This window comes from Bradyrhizobium sp. Ghvi, from assembly GCF_900115265.1.
Taxonomy (GTDB): Bacteria; Pseudomonadota; Alphaproteobacteria; order Rhizobiales; family Xanthobacteraceae; genus Bradyrhizobium.
In genome coordinates this window covers 299,666-322,987 of the sequence record NZ_FOVU01000001.1, presented here as the reverse complement: position 1 = coordinate 322,987, position 23,322 = coordinate 299,666, and the positions used below count along the sequence as shown (strand labels likewise).

22 protein-coding genes are annotated in these 23,322 nt (G+C 63.8%); 17 read left to right on the top strand and 5 right to left on the bottom strand.

Annotated features, from left to right (window positions below; genetic code table 11):
- Nucleotides 1-161: 161 nt before the first annotated feature.
- The 4 genes from BM374_RS01530 to htpG all read left to right on the top strand — a co-directional run bounded on the left by BM374_RS01530 (nucleotide 162) and on the right by htpG (nucleotide 4,428).
- Nucleotides 162-968 carry a response regulator gene (locus tag BM374_RS01530; protein WP_092288829.1) on the top strand — a complete coding sequence of 269 codons (807 nt, stop codon included), beginning with the start codon at nucleotides 162-164 and terminating at the stop codon, nucleotides 966-968.
- A gap of 150 nt (nucleotides 969-1,118) precedes the next feature.
- On the top strand, nucleotides 1,119-1,733 hold the full coding sequence (locus BM374_RS01525; RefSeq protein WP_092288828.1) for a nuclear transport factor 2 family protein: 615 nt from the start codon (nucleotides 1,119-1,121) through the stop codon (nucleotides 1,731-1,733).
- 265 nt (nucleotides 1,734-1,998) lie between these two features.
- Complete coding sequence (locus tag BM374_RS01520) at nucleotides 1,999-2,430, top strand: hypothetical protein (protein WP_092288827.1); 432 nt, start codon at nucleotides 1,999-2,001, stop codon at nucleotides 2,428-2,430.
- A gap of 123 nt (nucleotides 2,431-2,553) precedes the next feature.
- On the top strand, nucleotides 2,554-4,428 hold the full coding sequence (gene htpG / locus BM374_RS01515; RefSeq protein ID WP_092288826.1) for a molecular chaperone HtpG: 1,875 nt from the start codon (nucleotides 2,554-2,556) through the stop codon (nucleotides 4,426-4,428).
- A gap of 12 nt (nucleotides 4,429-4,440) precedes the next feature.
- On the opposite strand, the gene BM374_RS01510 is transcribed toward htpG, so the two are convergent.
- Entirely contained in the window at nucleotides 4,441-7,575 is a 3,135-nt protein-coding gene (locus BM374_RS01510; RefSeq protein ID WP_092288825.1) for an efflux RND transporter permease subunit, read from the bottom strand.
- Between the two features lie 423 nt (nucleotides 7,576-7,998).
- Here BM374_RS01510 and BM374_RS01505 point away from each other — a divergent pair, with 423 nt between their 5' ends.
- Entirely contained in the window at nucleotides 7,999-8,286 is a 288-nt protein-coding gene (locus BM374_RS01505) for a DUF3551 domain-containing protein (protein WP_092288824.1), read from the top strand.
- A gap of 106 nt (nucleotides 8,287-8,392) precedes the next feature.
- Here the strand turns inward: BM374_RS01505 and BM374_RS01500 are convergent, their stop codons facing one another.
- On the bottom strand, nucleotides 8,393-9,373 hold the full coding sequence (locus BM374_RS01500) for a Bug family tripartite tricarboxylate transporter substrate binding protein (protein WP_092290116.1): 981 nt from the start codon (nucleotides 9,371-9,373) through the stop codon (nucleotides 8,393-8,395).
- Nucleotides 9,374-9,597: 224 nt separating this feature from the next.
- Here BM374_RS01500 and BM374_RS01495 point away from each other — a divergent pair, with 224 nt between their 5' ends.
- From BM374_RS01495 to BM374_RS01475, 5 genes are all read left to right on the top strand, one after another.
- A complete protein-coding gene (locus BM374_RS01495) occupies nucleotides 9,598-11,412 on the top strand; it encodes a long-chain-acyl-CoA synthetase (RefSeq protein ID WP_092288823.1) in 1,815 nt (604 codons plus the stop codon).
- Nucleotides 11,413-11,563: 151 nt separating this feature from the next.
- Entirely contained in the window at nucleotides 11,564-11,809 is a 246-nt protein-coding gene (locus BM374_RS01490) for an acyl carrier protein (RefSeq protein WP_007597226.1), read from the top strand.
- Entirely contained in the window at nucleotides 11,796-13,178 is a 1,383-nt protein-coding gene (locus BM374_RS01485; protein ID WP_177248040.1) for a class I adenylate-forming enzyme family protein, read from the top strand. The genes BM374_RS01490 and BM374_RS01485 overlap by 14 nt, the downstream gene beginning before the upstream one ends.
- Nucleotides 13,171-13,893, top strand: coding sequence for an SDR family NAD(P)-dependent oxidoreductase (locus tag BM374_RS01480; protein WP_092288821.1), 723 nt, complete (start codon nucleotides 13,171-13,173; stop codon nucleotides 13,891-13,893). Before BM374_RS01485 ends, BM374_RS01480 begins: the two co-directional genes overlap by 8 nt.
- A 127-nt stretch (nucleotides 13,894-14,020) precedes the next feature.
- On the top strand, nucleotides 14,021-14,230 hold the full coding sequence (locus tag BM374_RS01475; protein ID WP_092288820.1) for a hypothetical protein: 210 nt from the start codon (nucleotides 14,021-14,023) through the stop codon (nucleotides 14,228-14,230).
- A gap of 11 nt (nucleotides 14,231-14,241) precedes the next feature.
- Here the strand turns inward: BM374_RS01475 and BM374_RS01470 are convergent, their stop codons facing one another.
- The gene (locus BM374_RS01470) at nucleotides 14,242-14,613 is read right to left on the bottom strand and encodes a hypothetical protein (RefSeq protein ID WP_244552509.1); all 372 of its coding nucleotides are present in this window, start codon (nucleotides 14,611-14,613) and stop codon (nucleotides 14,242-14,244) included.
- Between the two features lie 236 nt (nucleotides 14,614-14,849).
- Between BM374_RS01470 and BM374_RS01465 the strand changes: the two genes are divergently transcribed.
- Nucleotides 14,850-15,995, top strand: coding sequence for a DUF3095 domain-containing protein (locus tag BM374_RS01465; protein ID WP_092288819.1), 1,146 nt, complete (start codon nucleotides 14,850-14,852; stop codon nucleotides 15,993-15,995).
- A 149-nt stretch (nucleotides 15,996-16,144) separates the two neighbouring features.
- Here BM374_RS01465 and BM374_RS01460 read toward each other — a convergent pair whose 3' ends face one another.
- Both BM374_RS01460 and BM374_RS01455 read right to left on the bottom strand, forming a co-directional pair.
- Nucleotides 16,145-16,603 (bottom strand): DUF2147 domain-containing protein, encoded by a 459-nt coding sequence (locus tag BM374_RS01460; RefSeq protein WP_092288818.1) that lies wholly within the window; start codon nucleotides 16,601-16,603, stop codon nucleotides 16,145-16,147.
- A gap of 135 nt (nucleotides 16,604-16,738) precedes the next feature.
- Entirely contained in the window at nucleotides 16,739-17,266 is a 528-nt protein-coding gene (locus tag BM374_RS01455) for a GNAT family N-acetyltransferase (RefSeq protein ID WP_092288817.1), read from the bottom strand.
- 237 nt (nucleotides 17,267-17,503) lie between these two features.
- Here BM374_RS01455 and BM374_RS01450 point away from each other — a divergent pair, with 237 nt between their 5' ends.
- The 6 genes from BM374_RS01450 (at nucleotide 17,504) to BM374_RS01420 (ending at nucleotide 23,300) form a co-directional block, all read left to right on the top strand.
- Nucleotides 17,504-18,100, top strand: a complete 597-nt coding sequence (locus BM374_RS01450) for a superoxide dismutase (RefSeq protein WP_092288816.1) — start codon at nucleotides 17,504-17,506, stop codon at nucleotides 18,098-18,100.
- A 548-nt stretch (nucleotides 18,101-18,648) separates the two neighbouring features.
- Nucleotides 18,649-19,404, top strand: coding sequence for a metal ABC transporter ATP-binding protein (locus BM374_RS01440; RefSeq protein WP_092288814.1), 756 nt, complete (start codon nucleotides 18,649-18,651; stop codon nucleotides 19,402-19,404).
- A 6-nt stretch (nucleotides 19,405-19,410) separates the two neighbouring features.
- On the top strand, nucleotides 19,411-20,280 hold the full coding sequence (locus BM374_RS01435; protein ID WP_092288813.1) for a metal ABC transporter permease: 870 nt from the start codon (nucleotides 19,411-19,413) through the stop codon (nucleotides 20,278-20,280).
- A 6-nt stretch (nucleotides 20,281-20,286) separates the two neighbouring features.
- Nucleotides 20,287-21,150 carry a metal ABC transporter solute-binding protein, Zn/Mn family gene (locus tag BM374_RS01430; RefSeq protein WP_092288812.1) on the top strand — a complete coding sequence of 288 codons (864 nt, stop codon included), beginning with the start codon at nucleotides 20,287-20,289 and terminating at the stop codon, nucleotides 21,148-21,150.
- An 84-nt stretch (nucleotides 21,151-21,234) separates the two neighbouring features.
- Entirely contained in the window at nucleotides 21,235-22,281 is a 1,047-nt protein-coding gene (locus BM374_RS01425) for a CobW family GTP-binding protein (protein WP_092288811.1), read from the top strand.
- Entirely contained in the window at nucleotides 22,281-23,300 is a 1,020-nt protein-coding gene (locus BM374_RS01420; RefSeq protein WP_177248038.1) for a WD40 repeat domain-containing protein, read from the top strand. Before BM374_RS01425 ends, BM374_RS01420 begins: the two co-directional genes overlap by 1 nt.
- The last annotated feature ends 22 nt before the right edge of the window (nucleotides 23,301-23,322 follow it).

Below are 23,322 nucleotides of genomic sequence, written 5' to 3'. Positions count from 1 at the left end.
GAGCCGTTCCCTGGATAGGCACAATTCCAGGTTCGATAAAAAGTTCCGCCGTCAGCGGAACTTTTCTTGTCTTGAAACGTAGTCAGCCGCAGCAGGGGAACCCGGGCCGCCCCTCGTATCGCCTGGTCTCCAAGGTTGGCCCGATGAGAAATGGAGTGGGGATGTCCCGTTCACAGCTCGTTGCTGAACACTTGCCGTTATTGCGCCGGTATGCGCGCGCCCTGACGGGCAGTCAGGCCTCCGGCGACGCCTATGTCGCAGCCATGTTGGAGGCCATGCTGGGGGATCCGTCGGTGCTCGACGAGACCCACGGGCCGCGGGCCGGCTTATTCCGGCTGTTCACTCAGATCTGGAATTCGGTCTCCGTCAATGACGATTCCGAGGTGGCGACGCTTCCCATGCCACCGGAGCGGCGGCTGTCCAACATCACGCCGCTGCCGCGACAGGCCTTCCTGCTGCTCTCACTGGAAGGATTTTCGGAAGAGGAAGTCGCCTATATTCTCGCGACCGATGTCGCCGAGACGCGGCGGCTTGCCGACGCCGCCGGCCGAGAGATGGCGGCCGAGATCGCGACCGACGTCCTGATCATCGAGGACGAGACCTTCATCGCCATGGACCTCGAGAGCCTGGTGAAGAATCTCGGCCATAATGTCGTCGGCGTCGCGCGCACGCATGCTGATGCGGTGGCGCTGGCCAAGAACAAGCGTCCGGGCCTCATCCTCGCCGACATCCAACTTGCCGACGGCTCGTCGGGCCTCGATGCCGTCAACGAGCTGCTCCGCACCTTCGAAGTGCCGGTGGTGTTCATCACCGCCTATCCGGAGCGCTTCCTCACTGGCGAGCGTCCCGAGCCGGCCTTCCTGATTTCAAAACCGTTCCAACCCGCGATGGTGTCGGCGGTGGCGAGCCAGGCACTGTTCTTCCAGCGCAACTCGCGCAACCGCGCGCCCAAAGCGCCGGCGGCCTAAGAAGGCGCTTGCGGAGTAAGGGCAACGAGCCCGCCATTTGACGATCTGATCCGGCGTGCTGCAAGGCACGCCGGTTTTTTTGTGCCCGCTTGACGGATGTCGCGTACGCCGCCCATACCTCCTACATCGGCCCGATTTGGAGACGTGCCCATGGACCAGCAACTCCTCGACCGCCTCGCTATTCGCGATCTCGTCGAGAACTGGGCGGTGTGGCGCGATGCCGGAGACTGGGAGCGTTTTGCAACCGTCTGGCACGAGGAAGGCTGGATGTCGGCCACCTGGTTTCAGGGGCCGGCGCGGGATTTCATGCGCGTCAGCCAGGAGGGGTTTGCCAAGGGCGTGCGCATCCTGCATTTCCTCGGCGGCACCAGCATCGATCTCGTGGGCACGCGGGCCATTGCCCAGACCAAGGTGACGATCTCGCAGCGGGCCCTGGTGCACGACGTACTCTGCGACGTCGTCTGCACCGGCCGCTTCTACGACTTTCTGGAGAAGCGGCATGACCAATCAGGTATCGGCAAATGGGGCATCGTCCGCCGTCAGCCGATCTACGAAAAGGACCGGATCGACCCGGTCGATCCCGCTGCCACACTCCGGCTCGACCGGATGGTGCTGGCCGCGTTGCCGGAAGGCTATCGGCACCTCGCCTACATGCAGGAGCTGATCGGCTACAAGGTCAAGCGCGACATGCCCGGCCTGATCGGCCCCGAGGTCGAGAAGCTCTATGGCGAGGGACGGGACTGGCTCGCCGGGACGGCGCAGTAGGCTGCAAGGAAAGTGAGCCCCAGACAAAAGTAAGGCGCGACTGGCATCACCACAGTCGCGCCCTACGTCGCCGGCTTATGGGGCAGGGGGGAATAGCCGGCTGTTGAGACGACTCTCAGGCGCGAAAGTCGTTCCACCTGGTTGCAAGATTTTTCTGAGGCGGTGCCTTTTTCGCACACGGTTAAGTGATCTTAACGTTTGGGAAACTCCGGTCCTCCGTTCGCGTTGTTCCCGCGATCGCCATGGGGCGAGGGGACCGACAGCCATGCCACAGATTCAAAAGGTATTTTTGGGTGCCGTCGCCATCGTTGCGACGCTCGGTGCCGTCCAGGTTGGCGCGGTGCAACTGGCCTCCGGCCATGATCTGGCTGACCGCCGGCAGGCGCTCGCCGATCAGCCGGGCCAAACCTCAGGTCGCAGCGTCGCAAGTCACAACGTCAATCGGACCAGCAAGGCCGACCGCCTGGCCGACCCGAAGCCGGCCCCGGTGTCCACTCGCACCGTCTCGATGCGGCTGAACGACCTGCCGGATACGTCGGTGCTGCTGCGCCTTCCCGCGGCCATCGAGACTGGCAATGCCAAGCCGGCCCCCATGATGCTGAAGCCGGGCCGCAGGCCGACGATTGCCTGCGAGTCGATGGTCAGCTCCCTGACTGAGGTCGCAAAACTGCTTCAGCCCGGCCGCTGCGTGACCTGATCTGCGTCGTCCCTGATGCAAAATCGCTCCCCTTCGGGAGGGCGGCATTGCGCGTCCACTTGATCCCCGATCCCATCGCGTTATATCCCGGCTTTCTCCATTTCTGATTGACCGGGTAAATGCATGACGACGTCCGATACGGCTACGCATACACAGCCTTTTCAGGCCGAAGTTTCCGAGCTGCTGCATCTGATGGTGCACTCCGTCTATTCGGAGACCGATATCTTCCTGCGCGAGCTCGTCTCCAACGCCTCGGATGCCTGCGACAAGCTGCGCTATGAGGCGATCGCCAATCCGGCCCTGCTGGGCGAGGGCGACGCGCTCAAGATTCGCGTCATCCCGAACAAGACGGCGGCAACGCTGACCATCGCCGACAACGGCATCGGCATGGAGCGGCAGGAGCTGATCGATCATCTCGGCACCATCGCCCGCTCGGGCACCAAGGCCTTCGTCTCGAAGCTCAAGGAGGCAAAGGACGGCCTCGGCCTGATCGGCCAGTTCGGCGTCGGCTTCTATTCCGCCTTCATGGTCGCCGAGAAGATCGTCGTGATCAGCCGCCGCGCCGGGGAGAGCGATGTCTGGAGCTGGACGTCCTCCGGCGGCTCCGGCTTCGAGATCGCGCGGGCCAGCGACGAGGAAGCTGCACGCTTGGCCCGCGGCACCGAGATCGTGCTGCATCTGAAGGACGATGCGAAGAAATATCTCGAAACCTACGAGATCGAGCGCATAGTCGGTGCCTACTCCGATAATATCCTGTTTCCGATCGAGCTGGTTCCCGAAGAGGGCGAGCCGCGCCAGATCAATTCGGCGAGCGCATTGTGGCAGCGCCCGAAATCCGAACTGACGCCGGAAGACTACAAGAAGGCCTATCAGCAGATCGCCTCCGCTTTCGACGATCCTGCGATGACGCTGCACTACCGCGCGGAGGGGCGTTACTCCTACGCGGTGCTGCTGTTCGCGCCGTCGACCAAGCCGTTCGACCTGTTCGAGCCGAACCGCAAGGGCCGCGTCAAGCTCTATGTCCGCCGCGTCTTCATCACCGATGATGCCGACCTCTTGCCGGGCTATCTGCGCTTTGTCCGCGGCGTCGTCGACAGCGAGGATCTCCCTCTCAATATCTCGCGCGAGATGCTCCAGAATAATCCGCAGCTGGCGCAGATCCGCAAAGCGGTGGCGACCCGCGTCGTCAACGAGCTCGAAAGCCTCGCCGAGAAGGATGCCGAGAATTTCACCAAGATCTGGGACGCGTTCGGTGCGGTTCTGAAGGAGGGTATCTACGAGGATTTCGAGCGCCGCGAAAAGCTGCTGGCGCTGTCGCGCTTCACCACCACATCAGGTGAGAAGCGCGCGCTCAAGGACGTCGTCGCCGACTTCAAGCCGAACCAGACCGAGATTTATTATCTCGTCGGCGACAGCATCGAGCGGCTGAAGTCCAGCCCGCGGCTGGAAGCAGCTAGCGCACGCGGCATCGAGGTGCTGCTGCTGTCCGATCCGGTCGATGCGTTCTGGACTTCGATGCCGACGGAGTTCGAGGGCAAGCCGCTGAAGTCGCTGAGCCAGGGCGATCTCAATCTCGACCTGATTCCGCGCCTCGACGAGAAGGACGAGGCGAAGAAGGACGAGCCGGCGGCGGACGAGGCTGCGACCATTGCGGTGATCAAGGCGGCGCTCGGTGAGCGCGTCAGCGACGTCAAGGCTTCGACCCGTCTCACCAACTCCGCCTCCTGCCTCGTCGCCGACAGCCAGGGGCCGAGCCGCGAGCTCGAGCGCATTCTTGCGCAGCAGAACCGCGGCATGCGCACCAAGCCGATCCTGGAGATCAATTTGCGTCACCCCATGGTCACGGCAATCACGAAAGCGCAGGCTGGCTCTAAGACGGTGGACGACCTCAGCCTGCTGCTGCTCGAACAGGCGCAGATCCTGGATGGCGAGCTGCCGGAGGATCCGGCTGCATTTGCGGCACGGCTGAATCGGTTGGTGCTGCAGGGGCTGGGCTGACGCGAGCCCAGCCTACTCCGCCGCATCTTTCTGCTCTTCGCTTTCCATCTCCGCCACCGGCTTCCTTTCCATCCAGCGCGATAGCGCGTTGGAGAAGCGGTCGAGGTAGAGGTAGACGACTGGCGTCGTGAACAAGGTCAGCGCCTGGCTCACGACGAGACCGCCGACCATGGCGTAGCCGAGCGGCTGGCGGATCTCGGCGCCGGTGCCGTGACCGAGCATCAGCGGCACGCCGCCGAGCAGGGCTGCCATCGTCGTCATCATGATCGGCCGGAAGCGCAGCAGCGCGGCCTGGCGGATCGATTGCTTCGGCGTCAGATGCTGCTCACGCTCGGCGGCAATGGCGAAATCCACCATCATGATGCCGTTCTTCTTGACGATGCCGATCAGGAGGATGACCCCGATCAGGGCGATCAGACTGAAATCGAAGCCTGAGATCATCAGGATCGCGATCGCCCCGACACCAGCTGACGGCAGCGTGGACAGGATGGTGAGCGGGTGGATGTAGCTCTCGTAAAGCACTCCCAGCACCAGATAGACCACGACGAGTGCGGCGAGGATCAGCATCGGCACGGTCCCGAGCGATTGCTGGAACGCCTGCGCGGTCCCCTGGAAGCTCATGGACAGCGTCGGTGGCGCGCCCATCTCGCCCGCCGCGTGTATCACGGCGGCGGTTGCCTGTCCCAGCGCAACGCCCTCCGCCAGGTTGAAGCTGATTGTCACCGCCGGGAACTGGCTCTGATGCGCGATCGCGAGCGGCCGCACCGGCTCGTCGTTCCAGCTGCAGATCACCGAGAGCGGCACCTCGTCGCCCGTCAGCGGCGACTTGACATAGAGCTTGTCCAGCGTTTCGAGCTTGCCTTGCAATGCCGGTGTGATCTCGAGCACCACGTGATAGCTGTTGGTCTGCGTGAAATATTGCGCCACCTGGCGCTGGCCGAAGGCATCATAGAGCGTGTCGTCGATCAGCTGCGGCTGGATGCCGTAGCGAGCCGCCGTGTCGCGATTGATCGTGAGCTGCAGCGTCGTGCCCTCGGTCTGCTGGTCGGTGGCGACGTCGCGAAGCTCCGGCAGGCTTTTCATCTCCGCCAGGATCTTCGGCGCCCACGTGTCCAGCTCGGAGAGATTGGCGTCTTGGAGCGTGAACTCGAATTGGGTGCGGGTCGCGCGGCCGCCGAGACGGACGTCCTGCGAAGCCTGCATATAGAGGCGCGCACCCTCGACCTTGGCGAGCTTCGGCCGCAGCCGCGCGATGATCTGTTGCGCATTGGCGTCGCGCTCGTCGAGCGGCTTCAGCGTGACATACATGCGCCCCGAGTTCAGCGCCGTGCCGCCGCCTCCGATGAACATCGCGATGGAATCGACGGCAGGGTCAGCCTGCACGATGGCATTGAGTTCCTCCTGCCGCCGCTTCATCTCGGCGAAGGAAATGTCCTGGGGCATCTCCGACACTGCGGTGAGGAACCCGTTGTCCTGTTGTGGGAAGAAGCCTTTTGGGATCAGGATGAACAGCAGCGCCGACAGCGCCACCGTGGCGAAGAAGATGCAGAGCGTGACAAGGCTGTGCCGCAGCGCGAGATCGAGCCCGCGCTCATAGGCGCCGAGCAAGCGCTCGTACAGCCGCTCGCTCCATTGGTAAAAGCGGCCGTGGCGGGCCTCGTGATCAGAACGCAGGAAGCGCGAGGCCATCATCGGCGTCAGGCTCAGCGACACCACGAGCGAGACGAAGATCGCCATCGACAGCGTCACTGCAAATTCACGGAACAGCCGACCGATGATGCCGCCCATCAGCAGCAGCGGGATCAGCACCGCGACCAGCGAGATGCTGATGGAAACGATGGTGAAGCCGATCTCGGCTGCGCCCTTGTAGGCGGCGGTGACCGGGTTCTCGCCTCGTTCGACATAGCGCGTGATGTTCTCCAGCATCACGATGGCGTCGTCGACCACGAATCCGACCGCGATGGTCAGCGCCATCAGCGAAAGATTGTCCAGGGAATATCCAAACACCCACATCAGCGAGCATGCCCCGAGCAGAGCCAGCGGCACGGTGATGCTCGGAATGATCGTGGCCCAGAAGCTGCGCAGGAAGACGAAGATCACCATCACCACCAGCACGATGGTGATCATGAGCGTGATCTGCACGTCATCGATCGCCGCGCGAATGGTGATGGTGCGGTCGCTGATGATCTTGATGTTGATGGCGGGCGGAATCGCCGCGATCAGCCGCGGTAGCTTCTGCTTGATGCGGTCGACCGTCTCGATGACGTTGGCGCCGGGCTGCTTGAAGATGACCAGGAACACGCCGCGCCTGCCGTCGGCCCAGGCGGCGGTTTTCATATCCTCCGGTCCCGACACGGCCTCGCCGATGTCACGAATTCGCAATGGTGCGCCGCCGCGATAGGCGACGATGACGTCCTGCCACTGACCGGCCTCGAGCAGCTGATCGTTGGCGTAAACGGTATAGGAGCGTTTCGCGCCGTCGATATTGCCCTTCGGACTGTCCGAGGTCGCGAGCGCAATCTGGCTGCGCACGTCCTCCAGCGAGAGGCCCTTGGCGACCAGCTTGGCTGGATCGACTTGAATGCGCACCGAAGGCTTCTGCTGCCCGCCGACGAACACCTGGGCGACGCCGGGAATCTGGCTGAGCTGTTGTGCGAGCTGGGCGTCGGTGCGGTCGCTGACAGTGGTCAGCGGCAGCGTATCGGAAGTCGCCGACAGGATCATGATCGGCGAGTCCGCCGGATTGACCTTCCTGTAAGTCGGCGGCGATGGCAGGTTCTTCGGCAGTTGCCCGCTCGCGGCGTTGATCGCAGCCTGCACATCGTTGGCCGCAGCGTCGATCCGACGGTTGAGATCGAACTGGATGGTGATCGATGCCGAGCCGAGCGAGCTCGTCGAGGTCATCTGTGTGATGCCGGGGATCTGTGCGAGCTGCCGCTCGAGCGGCTGCGCCACGGAGGACGCCATGGTTTCGGGGCTGCCGCCGGGAAGGGAGGCGGAAATCTGGATGGTTGGAAAGTCGACCTGTGGCAGCGGTGCAACCGGCAGCAGAGGATAGGCCACGAGACCTACGAACAGGATGCCGGCCATCAGCAGCGAGGTGCCGATCGGATAGCGGATGAACGGAGACGAGATGCTCTCTTGCATGCCCTGAGACCACGGACCGGCCAGCGCATCTTCTCGCCACCACGGCGGAGCCGCGCTCGAGAGCTCGAGCGCGAATGTGCGTTTCCTTCAGCCCATTGTTTATCGGTGCCCCGGAACGTCATCGGCCCGGGGCCGGCGTTGTGATCGAAAGATTAGTCCGTTCGCTCGGCCCCGCGAACGGTTTCGTGTGCCAATCGCTTGCGACCTTTGTCGAAGTATGCGTGCCGAGAGATATGCGTTCAATGCAGGCCGGAGACAAAAGCGCTTCAAGCGTTTCGGATCGTTACGGCGCTGTGTCGCATCGTTTTTGCTGCGCCTCACAAGCGGGAGAGGTATAAACAGGAACGATCGCTTCTTCCGCGCTGTTGTGCCATATCGAAATGACATAACCCGTGCCGTGTCACCGAATCGAGGAACTGTCCGATGCGCGTCCCCCTCCTGGCCCTTACCGCCATTGCCACGTTGTTCGCCGCGGCAGATGCCGGCGCTCAAACCTATGATCCGCACTACCCGGTGTGCATGCACCGCTACATGGGCGGCGGCGGTGGCTTAGGTGGTGGTGGTGGCGACAATTATTTCGACTGCTCCTTCACGTCCCTGGAGCAGTGTCGCGCTACGGCATCGGGCCTCGCGGCCAGCTGCGACCTCAATCCCTATTACGCTTTCGATCAGCCGCCGCCACCGCGCAGACGTCACAAGAAGGCGTACTGACGAGTGTGACGCGGTTTTCATCCTGACGCGCCGATGGGGCGTCCTCGTCTCAACGGTGCGCCGCGGCGAATGGATGATCGGTCGCCTCGCCTACAGAGGCTGCAGACTATTCCTTCCTGATCCCCGACAGCTCCACGACCTTGCGCCAGCGCTCGGTCTCTGCCGCCAACATGCCGCCGAATTCGCCGGCATTGCCGTGCAGCGGGATCGCGCCGAGCTCGGCGATGCGGACCTTGATCTCGGAATCGGACAGAGCCGTATCGACCTCGCGATTGAGCAAGTCGACGATCTCGCGCGGCGTATGGTACGGCGCACCGACGCCGTAGAACGAGGACGTCTCGTAGCCGGGCAGCGTGTCTGCGATCGGCGGCACGTCGGGCAGGATCTCCGAGCGCTCCCGCGTGGTGACGCCGAGCGCACGCAGCTTGCCGGCGCGCACCAGCTCGAACGACGAGGTGACGTTGTCGAACATGCCCTGGATCTGTCCGCTCATCACGTCGGTGAGGCCCGGCGCGGAGCCGCGATACGGCACATGGGTGAACTGCACGCCGGCCATCGTCTTGAACAGCTCGCCGGAGAGGTGCAGCGACGTTCCGATGCCGGAGGAGGCGATCGACATCTTGCCGGGATTGGCCTTGGCGTAGGCGATGAAATCGGCGACGCTCTTGACCGGCAGATCGTTGTTGACGACCAGCACCAGCGGAATCCGCGCGACGCCGGCGACCGGTGCGATGCCCTTGGCAAAGTCATAGGGCAGCGCCGGATCGAACGAGGCGTTGATCGCGTTCGCGGTCGAGGTCAGCAGCAGTGTGTAGCCGTCCGGCGCGGACGTGATCACCGCCTGCGTGCCGATATTGCTGCCGGCCCCGGGCTTGTTCTCGACCACGAAGGTCTGTCCGAATCGTTCGGACAGACGCTGGCAGATCAGCCGCGACAGGACGTCGGTGGCCCCGCCGGGCGCATAGGGCACAACCCACTTCACGCTGCGCGAGGGATAGGAGGGGTTTCCGATCGCAAAGGCGCGAGGCGCAGCGAGCGTCGCAGCGGCGCATGCAGCGGTTTGAAGGAAATTTCGCCTGGTGATCATCGCGGCCTCCAGTTTCATTTCTCGTGGGGCGAGAGACGCGCATAGCGCGCCCGAATGGCTGGAATTGCTATCGCAAGAATTGCACCTGGCCGCACGCCGTTCCCATCGACTTGGTAAAGGATGCCTGGAGTTAATCGCTCGCTAATCGGCTTTTACTTTGTCTCTTAACACCTGGGCAGGGCGTGCTGGCTATGCTGCGGCACAAGCAGATACCGTCTGAAAGAATGAACGGCATGACCATCGGCGTTATCGAGCAATCCACAGCCGCGCGCGGCCCCTCGGCCTCAAAGATCTGGCTGAAAGCGATCGAACTGACCGCGCGAATCGAGACGCTGCCAGGCCGTCTGTTCGCCGACGTCGTTGACGATTGGGCACGGCGCCAGCCCGGCCGCCTCGCGCTGGTGACGGACGAGGCCACGCTCGACTATGAAGGTCTGGCGAAGCGCACCAATCGCTATGCGCGCTGGGCGCGCTCGGTCGGCCTCGCCAAAGGGGATACCGTCGGCCTGATCATGCCGAATGGAATCGATTATGTCGCAGCCTGGCTCGGCATCAGTCGCGTCGGCGGCGTTGTGGCGCTGATCAACACCAAGCTCGTCGGCAAATCTCTCGCGCATTGCCTCGACGTCGCCAAGCCCTCACATGTCATCGTTGCGCATGAGCTCGTGGCGACGCTAGAGAGCGCAAGGCCGCATCTGAAGACCGAAGCCAGGATCTGGACTCATGGCGATGCCTGCAGCGAGCGTGCGATCGATCCCGCACTCGCCGCGCTCGATGATGGACCGCTGTCGCCGGATGAGCATGGCGGCGTCACCATCGACGACCGCGCGCTCCTGATCTACACCTCCGGCACCACCGGCCTGCCGAAAGCCGCCAGCATCAGCCATCGTCGCATCCTCAACTGGGGGTTCTGGTTCGCCGGCCTCACCGGCGCGTCGCCGCAGGACCGGCTCTATGATTGCCTGCCGCTGTTCCACTCGGTCGGCGGCGTCGTCGCGCCGTGCAGCATGTTGGCCGCCGGCGGCGCGGTGGTGATCGCCGAAAGGTTCTCGGCCTCGAACTTCTGGCCCGATATCGTGCGCCACGAGTGCACATTGTTCCAGTATATCGGCGAGCTTTGCCGTTATCTGCTCAAGGCGCCGCCGTCGGAATACGAAAACCGCCATCAGCTGCGGCTCGCGTGCGGCAATGGCCTGCGCGGCGATATCTGGGAGGACTTCCGGGCGCGTTTCGCCATTCCCCGCATCCTCGAATTCTATGCCGCGACCGAGGGCAATTTCTCGCTATTCAACGTCGAGGGCCAGCCAGGTGCGATCGGCCGCATCCCGCCGCTGCTGGCGCACCGGTTTCCCGCGGGCCTCGTCAAGCTCGATCCCGACAGCGGTGCGCCGCTGCGCAATGACGAGGGCTTTTGCATCGCCTGCGGCCGCGGTGAGGCCGGTGAGGCCATCGGCCGCATCGGCAAGGCGGACGAGGGCGGCGGCCGCTTCGAGGGTTATACCGACGCCGGCGAGACCGAGAAGAAGATCCTGCGCGACGTGTTCGCCAAGGGCGATGCCTGGTTCCGCACCGGCGATCTGATGCGGTTCGACGACAAGGGCTTCTTCCATTTCGTCGATCGCATCGGCGATACTTTCCGCTGGAAGGGCGAGAACGTCGCGACCTCGGAGGTCAACGACGCGGTGCGCGATTTCGCCGGTGTGGTCGATGCCACCACCTATGGCGTCAGCATCCCCGGCACCGATGGCCGCGCCGGCATGAGTGCGATCGTCGTGAACGAAGGGTTCGATGTCGCGGCCCTGCCCGCGCATCTCGCTCGGCGCCTGCCGGCCTACGCCCGCCCGGTCTTCATCCGCATCTCGCACGAACTCGATGCGACCGAGACGTTCAAGCAGAAGAAGGGCGAACTCGCCCGCGAAGGTTTTGACCCGGGCGCGGTGACGGACCCGCTGTTCATGCTGGAGCCCAAATCCGGCGTCTATGTCGTGCTCGATCCTGCGACGTTCGCGCAGATCGTAGACGGTACGATCAGGCTGTAGCTGCAGCAGAATCGGCAAATAGGTCCGATTTTATCTGAATTGTCCAAGAGGCCATTTACTTCTGTCTGGTAAACACACGGCCATGGGAGGCGGTCATCTCAAAGCCGCCGCAAGACAAACGATCGATTAACTAACCAAGAAGCGAGCCAGCATGTCCGTAAGGTCTAAGGTCATCGAAGCGATCCAGCAGATCGCCAAAGAGCAGCACGTCGCGCTTCCCGCCCTCTCGGACGATCTGTCGCTGCACGAGACGGGCTTTGACTCGCTCGCCTTCGCGATCCTGGTCGCGCGGCTCGAAGACGAGACCGGCGTTGATCCGTTCACCATTTCCGAGGACGCAGCGTTCCCCGCCACCGTGGGTGATTTCGTGCGGGCCTACGAAAATGTCCCCGCGTGAGATCTTCGCGCTCCGCGACCACCTCGGCGCGGAGCTGAAAGGCCGTACCCTGTCGGACGCGCACGATGTCGTGTCGCTCACCGATATCCTGTCGCAGACCGTGCTGGGCGGCCGCTTGCGCGAGCTGTCCGGCCGCGCTGTGCTGCTGAAGCTGTCGGACCAGCTCAGCTCTGGCCTTGCCATGATCGAGCTCGACGGCATCGCCCGTCGCATGCTGCTGTGCCCACCGGATCTCAATCCCGCGCATCTGGACGCGCTGATCGCGGATGCCGGGATCGACGCCGTCGTCACCGACGAGCCCGATCGCTGGGCTGGGACCGGCGTGTCGCTGCTCGTCAGTGCGCAATTGCCGCTTCAAGCCGCCGCGCCGGCCAAGACCGAACGTGCGACCGAATGGCTGATGCTCACCTCGGGCACGTCAGGCGTGCCGAAGATCGTCGGTCATACGCTGGAAGCACTCACCGGCGCCATCGTTGCCGAAGGTCCATCGAAGGGCCCTGCGCCGGTCTGGGCTACGTTCTATGACATTCGCCGCTATGGCGGCCTGCAAATCTTCCTTCGTGCCATCCTCTCTGGCGGCTCGATGGTGCTGTCCGATCCTCATGAAGCGCTCGCCGATCACGTTGTCCGGCTGAAGGCGCGCGGCGTCTCCCATATCTCCGGCACGCCCTCGCATTGGCGCAAGCTGTTGATGAGCGGTTCGGCCGCGCGGTTTGCCCCGCGCTATGTCCGTCTTTCCGGCGAGATCGCCGACCAGGCGGTGCTTGACGGCCTGAAGGCGGCATTTCCCAATTCCTCGGTCGGTCATGCCTATGCCTCGACCGAGGCCGGCGTCGGCTTCGCCGTCAATGACGGACTCGAGGGTTTCCCGGCCGACTATCTCGGCAATCGCAACGGCGTCGAGATGAAGGTCGTCGACGGCTCGCTGCGGATCCGCTCGACGCGCACCGCGCATGCCTATATCGGCCGTAACGCCGCTGCGCTCACCGATGGCGATGGATTCGTCGACAGCGGCGATATCGTCGAACGGCGCGGTGATCGCTACTATTTCGTCGGCCGTCGGGGCGGCATCATCAATATCGGCGGGCTGAAGGTTCACCCTGAAGAGATCGAGGCGGTGATCAACCGTCATCCTGATGTGCGGATGTCGCGGGCCAAGTCGCGAAAGAGCCCGATCACCGGTGGCATCGTTGTCGCCGACGTAATCCTCACTGGGGGCGCCGATCCGGCGCGCGCGAAGGAGATCCGGGATCAGATCCTGGATCAGTGCCGCGCGCAGCTCGCTTCCCACAAGGTGCCGGCGGTGATCCGCTTCGTCGAGGCGCTCGATGTCACGCCAGCCGGAAAATTGGCGCGCACCGATGCATAATGTTCTCGTCACCGGCGGCAGCCGCGGCATTGGCCTTGCGATCGGCAGGCGCCTGGTTGGCGCCGGCTACAATGTCATTGCGGCCGCGCGGCGCGAGAGCGACGACCTCAAGGCGGCGATCTCGGAGTCCGGGGGACGCCTGCATTTCCGCGCCTGCGACCTCGCCGTGATCGACGCGATCCCGGCTTTCGCAAAGCTCGTCCGCGACGAGTTCGGGCCCATCTACGGCCTGGTCAACAATGCCGGCCTCGGCACCGAAGGCTTGCTCGCCACCATGCATAATTCGGAGATCGAGGCGCTGGTGCAGCTCAACGTGCTGTCGCCGATCATCCTCACCAAATATGTGGCGCGGCAGATGATGGCGGACGGCGCCGGCCGCATCATCAATATCTCATCCATCATTGCGACCACCGGCTATAACGGGCTGTCCGTCTACGGCGCGACCAAGGCCGCAGCTACCGGTTTCACCCGTTCGCTCGCGCGCGAGGTCGGCAAGCTCGGCATCACCGTGAACGCGATCGCGCCTGGTTTCATCGACACCGAGCTGACGAACAATCTCTCCGAGGACGGCCGCAAGCGCATCGCCGGTCGCAGCGCGCTGCGCCGCCTGCCGGAGACCGACGACGTCGCGCGCATGGTGGAGTACCTGCTCGGCGAAGGCGGCCGCAACATCACCGGCACGGTGTTCACGGTCGACGCGGGGAATACGGCTTGAGCGGAACTCTACCGCCGCAATTAAATTGACCCGGCTCAATGGCGTCCAACCGGATTTGGTCGTAGCATGGCCCGCAATTGGTTGAGTTACGTCAATCGATCTGCCCTAATCGAGAGGGGAGCAGTCCATGGCCAGTTCAAGCATGACCGCTTCAAACCAGGGCCGGACGGACCACTCCCCCACAAGGTCCGGCGACGTCAACTGCCGGCCGATGTCGCACCAGAATTCCGGTGATCACGGCCACGAAATGTATCCGCAGCAATTCGTTCGGCTGGTGGGTTGTCACGACATGCCGATGGCGATGTTGCGCAAGCGACAGGACGAGAAGCTGCATTAGCCAATCGGCGCTCAAGTCCGAGGCGGCTTCGGCAGGTCGATCCGTTCGTGCGAGAATTCCGGCGGCCCTTCGGTGAGGCGGCGGATGCGCCGCTCGCGTTCGTCCGCCGGCAGGGCGGGATCGAGCAGCAGGTCGATCTGATGCGCTGCGATCTCTTCGATCCTGGCGGCGTCCGAGACCGTCGTGTGCGCAGGCGCGGGGGCGATTTTCAGACCAAGTTCGACCAGCTTGCAGATTGCGTCGGATCGCGACAGGTGATGGGCCTCGGCCCAAGCGTCGACCGCTGCAGTCAGTCCTTCCGGCATCTTCACCGCGCTGATCGCGTCAAGTCCCGTACGCCGGCGTACCGGAGCGTTCGAGTCCTTCTTGCCGATGTCAGACACGTCGATGACCCCGACCAACCATTTCAGATTGGTCAACCGTATGGGCAATCGGCGACGGGCTGTTTGATGCCGATCAATGACGGGCTGCGTCATTGCGGCGCGGCGCGATCTTGTTGTCCGGCTCCATTTCGGCCAATGATCGGAAAATCGAGGGGGCAGCGGCGGCCGGCGAACCCGGACCGATTCTGCCTCGTATCTCCTTCGGACGCGGTTTCCAACCATCCGGGCACCACCCGATGACACCAGACGCCCCCTTCTACGGCAGCATACCGGTCTTTCGCGGCTTCACCAGCCTGATGGAGCCGGCGCTCTATTCGCCGCTGCCGGATGATTGGACTATCGGTGTCGCCGACATCGTCGATTCCACCAAGGCGATCGCGGCGCAGCGCTACAAGGCGGTGAACATGGCCGGTGCCGCCGTCATCGCGGCGGTGACGAATGCGCTGGAGGGACGCGAATTTCCCTTCGTGTTCGGCGGCGACGGCGCAAGTTTTGCGGTCGGACCTGGCGATCTCGAAGCGGCCCGCGAAGCCCTGGCCGCGACCGCGACCTGGGTGCGGGAAGATCTCGATCTGAAAATGCGCGTCGCGCTGGTGCCGGTGAGCGCCATCCGCGCGAAAGGTCTCGACGTGCGCGTCGCGCGCTTCGGTCCGTCGGCCAATCTGTCCTACGCGATGTTCTCCGGCGGCGGGCTCGCCTTCGCCGATGCCGCGATGAAGCGCGGCGAGTTTGCTGTCCCGGAGGCGCCGCCGGGCACGCAGCCCGATCTCTCCGGCTTGTCCTGCCGCTTCGAAGTTATGCCGGCCTCGCGCGGACTGATCCTGTCGGTGCTGGTGATGCCGGCTGCCGGCGCGGATCCGCTCGCGTTCCGCAAGGTCATCGAGGACATCATCCATCTCGTCGAGCGCAGCCCGGATGCGGGGCGGCCCGTGCCGCCGCAGGGGCCGCCGCTGAAATGGCCCTCCCAGGGATTGGATTATGAAGCCCGCACCAGGCGCGGCGGCCCGCTGCTCACGCGTCGCGCCGGTGTGCTGGCCTATACGTTCTTCGTCTATCTGCTGATGCGCTTCGATATTGGGATCGGCGGCTTCCTGCCGAAAGTCTACAAGCGCCAGGTGGTCGAGAACTCCGACTTCCGCAAATATGACGACGGCCTGCGCATGGTTCTCGACTGCACGCCGGAGCTCGAGCGCGCGTTGAGCGATCGTCTCGCCATCGCCGCCCGCGAAGGCGTCGTCCGCTACGGGCTTCATCAGCAGGATGCCGCGATGATGACCTGCTTCACGCCTTCGGCGCTGCGCAGCGACCACGTGCATTTCATCGACGGCGCGCGGGGCGGCTACGCCTCGGCGGCGACGGCCTTGAAGACGATGGCGGGATAGCAGCACTCTCGTGCCCCGGACCCAGCGCAGCACGTAGTGATGCGCTGCAGAGCCGGGCCCATGTCTCGGCATGGTTCACGCAGCTTTCTGGGTCCCGGCTCTGCGAAGCAGCGCTTTGCGCTGCATCGCGTCCGGTACACGAGCAAGATCTAGCGTCCCGCGCGCGTCCAGGTTTCGCCGCCGCAGAGCGCGCCGACGCAGCCTTCGACCCGCAGCGTCTCGGCGCCCGTCACCGTGACGCTGCTCGCATAGGTGCTGCCGTCATCGGCATTGTAGATCTGGCCGGACCATTTGTTCGGGCCCGCAGGCTGCATGCCGGAGAACAGCGGCAAGCCGATGATCGGACGCTTGGCGAGCGCGGGATTGGGATTTTTGCTGTCGGTCGCCGGCTGGCCCGTCGCGGTGTCGTAGGGCTGCTTCAGCCAGACGATGATGCCGCAGATGCCGCCGCTGCATTTGCTGATCTTGACGCGCGCATCGCCAGCCTGGGTCAGCCAGGTCCCGCCGGCGTCAGCGCTCTGCGCATGTGCGGCGGTCGCGCCAGGCAGCGCGGCCAGGAGGACGGAGACAATGGTGAATCGTTTGAAAATGGCGAATCGTTCGAACATGGAGACAGCCCCGAAAATGATGGCGCCTCCATAGCAGCCCGGCAGGATAGTGCAACGCTGAAGAGAATCACATTCCAGAGCTTATCCGTCTGCGTGCATTTGCCTCGGGAGCCGGCGCAATCGCTCGCGCGAAGCTCACCACGGCAGACCGCACAGATCGATTGTGCCGAGCGTCGGCGCGCGGACGATGTTGAAGACGTACGGCGCCATGTAATCGAAGCGAATCCGCCCCTCCGGCTGCTCGCAATAGACCTCGCCCTTGAAGGGCAGCCAGCTCCGGCTCTGGTAGAACGCAAAATTGTGCGGCTCGCAGAACAGGATCGCAAAGCGAACCGCCTCGTTTGCGCGCATGGTGTGCACGGCGGCGTCGATCGCCATGGTGGCATAGCCGCGCTTGCGGCGGTCTTCACGCGTGCAGACGCCACCGATGCCGCCGACATGCACCTTCTGTCCATTCCAGGTGATGGTGCGAAAATAGATGCCGACATGGCAGACGAGGCCGTCCTCGGGCGTCTCGATCAGTACGCGCAGATCGGCATTGGCCCATTTGACGTGAGCCCAGGGCTTGCCTGCGATCATGTCCGGGCCCCAGACCGCCTGATGGAGCGGTTCAGCGATCCGCCACGAGGCGTCGCCGTTGAGGATGTCGATCTCGATGCTCATGGCTCTGCCTTGCGGTCCCCGTTGCGTGGCGCATTCGTTCTGCCATAAGCGCTTCAAAGGCAATGATATTTTGCGGCACATCAGGGTGAACATGCGCTTGCCTGCGGCGAAGTTGTGCAATCAAGCCACGTGATCGCATCGCGCCTTTTCGCAAATTGGCGGTATTTTACGGCACAGGAACCTTCTATAAGGGGTGACCGTTAAGCCTCGTTCCCCACCAGTTGCGGACAAGAACCCATGACCTTTACGCTGCCCCCACTCCCTTACGCCTATGATGCCCTCGGCCAGTTCATGTCGAAGGAAACCCTGGAATTCCATCACGACAAGCATCATCAGGCTTACGTCACCAACGGCAACAACGCGCTCAAGGGCACCGAATGGGAAGGCAAGTCTCTTGAGGAAATCGTCAAGGGCTCGTTCGGCAAGAACCCCGCGGTGTTCAACAATGCCGGCCAGCACTACAACCACATTCATTTCTGGAGCTGGATGAAGCCCAATGGCGGCGGCACCAAGCTGCCCGGCAAGCTCGAGAAGAAGATCAACGAGGACCTCGGCGGCTTCGAGAAGTTCAAGACCGACTTCCAGGCGGCCGGCGTCGGCCAGTTCGGCTCCGGCTGGTGCTGGCTCCAAGTCAAGAACGGCAAGCTCGAGATCTCCAAGACCCCGAACGGCGAGAATCCGCTGGTGCACGGCGCCACCCCGATCCTCGGCTGCGACGTCTGGGAGCACTCCTATTACATCGACTATCGCAACCGCCGTCCCGACTATCTGAAGGCGTTCGTCGAGAACCTCGTGAACTGGGAATACGTCGAGTCCCTGTTCGAGAAGGTGTAACCTCTTCTCGGTCATTCCGGGGCGGCACGTGAGCGCCATCGGGCGTCAGTCCGCGTGGTAAATGGATTCCGGGCTCGCGCTTCGCGCGCCCCGGAATGACAAAGAGGCGGTCGCTTGCGCGGCCGCCTTTTTGCTGTGCAGAATTTCGAAGTTTCATTGATGTAGTGGGCCGGCAGGGGCGGTTCACCTCTCCCCAGCGGGGAGAGGTCGATTTGCGCCAGCAAATCGGGTGAGGGGGCGCTGCCTCACACGGAGGCGCCCCTGAGCGAGCCGTGGACAGACGTAATGTTATAATATAACGTTCTCGGCATGGTTCCCGCCGCGTCCCACACCCATCACCACGGCCATACTCATGGGCACTCCCATACCGATGGGCATTCGCACGGGCACGACCACACCCATGCCCATATCCACGATGCGACTTCGCCGCATCCGGCCCAGGACGCACTCTGGTCGATCCTGCGGATGACCATGGCCGGGCGCCTCGCGGCCGCATTGGCCGTCTGCGCAGTGCTCTGGGGCATCGTCCTTCTGGCGATGAGGTAACCATGGCCCAGCTTGCATTCCGCAATGTCACTCTCGGCTATGACCGCCATCCGGCCGTGCACCATCTCAATGGCGAGGTCGCATCAGGCGCGTTAGTCGCGGTGATCGGCCCCAACGGCGCCGGCAAGTCGACGCTGCTGCGCGGCATCGTCGGCATTCTCAAGCCGCTCGACGGCAGCATCCATCTTGGGGGGCTCGACAGCAGGGACATCGCCTACCTGCCGCAGAGCGCGGAGATCGACCGCAGCTTTCCGATCTCGGTATTCGATTTCGTCAGCACCGGACTGTGGCGCGACGCCGGCCTGTTCGGCGGGATCGGCAAGGCGGCGCGGGACAAGATCCTCCGTGCGATCGCGTCCGTCGGCCTCAACGGTTTCGAGAACCGGTCGATCGGCACGCTTTCGGGCGGGCAGATGCAGCGGGTGCTGTTCGCGCGCGTGCTGCTCCAGGATGCACGCCTGATCGTGCTCGACGAGCCCTTCAACGCCATCGACAGCAAGACCACGGTCGATTTGCTTGCGCTGGTGAAGCAATGGCATGGCGAGGGCCGTACCGTGTTCGCCGCGCTGCACGACATGGAGATGGTGCGCAACCATTTCAGCGAGACGCTGATTTTGGCGCGCGGCCCCGTGGCCTGGGGGGCGACGACGGAGGTGCTGACGCCCGAGAACCTGATGGTCGCGATGCGGATGTGCGAGGCCTTCGACGACAGCGCCGCGGCCTGCGCCGCCGATGATGGCCAGTCGCGGGCGGCTTGATCTCAGATGATCTATGACGCGCTGATCGGCCCGTTCACCGAGTTCGAGTTCATGGGGCGGGCGCTGGCCGCCATCATCGCGCTGTCACTGGCGGGCGCGCCGATCGGCGTGTTCCTGATGCTGCGCCGGATGAGCCTCGTCGGCGACGCCATGGCGCATGCGATCCTGCCGGGCGCGGCCGTCGGCTTCCTGCTCTCCGGCCTCAACCTGTTCGCCATGACCGCCGGCGGGCTGATCGCGGGCTTTGCGGTCGCGATCCTCGCCGGCGTGGTCGCGCGCTCGACCGGGTTGAAGGAGGACGCCTCGCTTGCGACCTTCTATCTGGCCTCGCTCGCGCTCGGCGTCACCATCGTTTCGATCAAGGGCACCAATATCGACCTGTTGCATGTGTTGTTCGGCAATATCCTCGCGATGGACGATCAGACCCTGCTGGTCGTCGCCTTCAATGCCACCGTCACGCTGCTGGTACTCGCGGTGATCTATCGACCGCTGGTGATCGAAAGCGTCGATCCATTATTCTTACGGACCGTGAGCCGCGCCGGCGGCCCCGCGCATCTCGCCTTCCTTGCGCTGGTCGTCGTCAACCTCGTCAACGGCTTTCAGGCGCTCGGCACGCTGCTGGCGGTGGGCCTGATGATCTTGCCGGCGGGCATTGCGCGGTTCTGGTCGCGCGATCTGACGGCGATGATCTGCATCGCGGTCGTCGCGGCGGCGGTCGCGGGCTATGCCGGCCTCGTGCTGTCGTTCCAGACCCGCGTGCCGTCAGGCCCTGCGATCATTCTCGTGGCTGCCGCGCTCTATGTCGTTTCGGTCTTGTTCGGTAGCGTCGGCGGGCTCGTTCGCCAGGTGTTTCCTGGACGGCATCTGGAAGCGTGACGAGCCATGCGGCGTATCCTGCTTTGTCTGCTCCTGCTGATCGCCGCGCCGTTGCATGCCGCGGAGCGGCTCAACGTTGTCGCCAGTTTCTCGATCCTCGGCGATTTCGTCCGCAATGTTGGCGGCGATCGCCTCAATCTGACGACGCTGGTCGGCGCCGACGGCGATGTCCATGTCTACACGCCGGCCCCTGGCGATGCGAAGCGCATTGCGGAGGCGAAGCTCGTCATCGTCAACGGGCTCGGCCTCGAGGGCTGGCTGCCGCGTCTGGTGCAATCCTCCGGCAGCAAGGCGCAGATGGTCACCGCCAGCGCCGGCATCACGCCGCTGAAGCTCGGCTCGGCGGCCGATCCGCATGCCTGGCAGTCCGTGCCCAATGCCAAGGTCTACGTGACCGACATCGCCAACGCGCTGGCTGCCGCCGCCCCGAATGATGCGGAATTCTTCCGCACCCAGTCCAAGGCCTATCTGGAAAAACTCGACACGCTCGACCGCGAAGTCCGCGAGGCCGTGGCCAAGATCCCGCCGGAGCGGCGCAAGGTGATCTCGACCCACGATGCGTTCGGCTATTTCGCCGCCGAGTACGGTATCCAGTTCATCGCTCCCCTTGGCGTCTCCACGGAAACCGAGCCCAGCGCGCGGGACATCGCGTCCATCATCGGCCAGATCAGGGCCCAAAAAATCCCGGCCGTGTTCCTCGAAAATATCAGCGATGACCGCCTGATCCGCCGGATCGCGGCCGAGACCGGCGCCAAGGTCGGCGGGACCCTGATTTCGGACGGTTTGACCGGCGAAAACGGGCCTGCCCCCACTTACATTGACATGGTCAGGCACAATATAAAGGCCCTGACCAGCGCGCTTGACCATTAGGGCAGGGGGCCACCCCGTCGGGGCGACCCCTGTGGGGACCCACCCGCCTTGCGTCGCGCGGAAAAAGCCCAATCCGGAGTTGTTATGTCTGAAGCGACTGCCCAAAAAATTCCTGTGACCGTCCTGACCGGCTATCTCGGCGCCGGCAAGACCACGCTGCTCAACCGCATCCTGTCGGAGAATCACGGCAAGAAATACGCAGTCATCGTCAACGAATTCGGCGAGATCGGCATCGACAACGACCTCATCATCGGCGCCGATGAGGAAGTGTTCGAGATGAACAACGGCTGCATCTGTTGCACCGTCCGCGGCGACCTCGTCCGCATCATGGACGGGTTGATGAAGCGCAAGGGCAAGTTCGACGCCATCATCGTCGAGACCACCGGCCTGGCCGATCCGGCGCCCGTCGCCCAGACCTTCTTCGTTGACGAGGATGTGCAGAAGAATGCCCGCCTCGATGCGGTGGTCACGGTTGCGGACGCCAAATGGCTGTCCGACCGGCTCAAGGACGCGCCCGAGGCCAAGAACCAGATCGCCTTTGCCGACGTCATTGTTCTGAACAAGACCGATCTCGTCAACAAGGGCGAGCTTGCCGAGGTCGAGGCCCGCATCCGTGGCATCAACCCTTATGCGAAACTACATCGCACCGAGCGCTGCTCGGTGGCGCTGGCCGACGTGCTCGATCGCGGGGCGTTCGACCTCGACCGCATCCTCGACATCGAGCCTGATTTCCTCGAAGCCGACGATCATGACCACGACCATGATCATCATCATGGTCATGACCATCATCACGATCATGACCACGGCCACGGCCTGAAGCACTATCACGACGAGGACATGCAGTCGCTCTCGCTGAAGACCGACAAGCCGCTCGATCCCAACGTGTTCATGCCCTGGCTCCAGAACCTCGTGCAGGTCGAGGGCGGCAAGATCCTGCGCTCCAAGGGCATTCTCGCCTTCCACGACGACGACGATCGCTATGTCTTCCAGGGCGTTCACATGATGCTGGAGGGTAACCACCAGCGGAAGTGGAAAGAGGGTGAGAAGCGCGAGAGCCGGCTCGTCTTCATCGGCCGCGAACTGCCGGAAAAGGCCATTCGCGAGGGCTTCGAGAGCTGCATCGTCTCGTGATGAAAGAGTTCACGCCGTCCCCCGATTCCGCCTCGATCGTCTCCGTCACCGATCGCGTCAAGCCTGTTACGCTCGGCATGGCGGTGACCTCGGTGCATTTTCTTGGATCCCGCGCTGCCTTCGTCGGCGGCGAGGAAAACGTCGCGCTGGTCGACGCCGCGGGTGAGATCACCACGGTCGTCGTGCACAGCGGCGGCATTCTCTCCGCCGCGTCCGACGGCAAGCGTATCATCATGGGAGGTGACGACGGAAAGGTCGTCGCGCTCGACGCCAAGGGCGAGGTGACGCTGCTCGCCACCGATCCCAAGCGGCGCTGGATCGATGCGGTGGCGCTGCATGCCGATGGCGCCTTCGCCTGGTCGGCCGGCAAGATCGCGACCGTCAAGAGCGGCAAGAACGAGGAGAAGTCGCTCGAGGTGCCCTCGACCGTTGGCGGTCTCGCATTCGCGCCGAAGGGCCTGCGCCTTGCAATCGCGCATTACAACGGCGCAACGTTGTGGTTCCCCAACATGGAGGGATCGGCCGAATTCCTGCCCTGGGCCGGCTCGCATCACGGCGTCACCTTCAGCCCGGATAACAAATTCCTGGTCACGGCCATGCACGAACCGGCGCTGCATGGCTGGCGGCTCGCCGACAACAGGCACATGCGCATGACCGGCTATCCCGGCCGAGTCCGCTCCATGTCCTGGAGCGCGGGCGGCAAGGGTCTCGCGACCTCAGGCGCCGACACCGTCATCATCTGGCCGTTCGCCAGCAAGGACGGTCCGATGGGCAAGGAGCCCGCGATGCTCGCACCGCTTCAGGCGCGCGTGTCCGTGGTCGCCTGCCATCCGAAGAACGACATCCTCGCCGCCGGCTACAGCGACGGCACCGTGCTGATGGTGCGGATGGAGGACGGGGCGGAGATCCTGGTCCGCCGCAACGGTACCCCGCCGGTGGCCGGGCTCGCCTGGAACGCCAAGGGCACGCTGCTCGCCTTCGCCGACGAAAATGGGGACGGCGGGCTGCTGGAGCTTTGATCTGTCATTGTTCCCGCCGTAT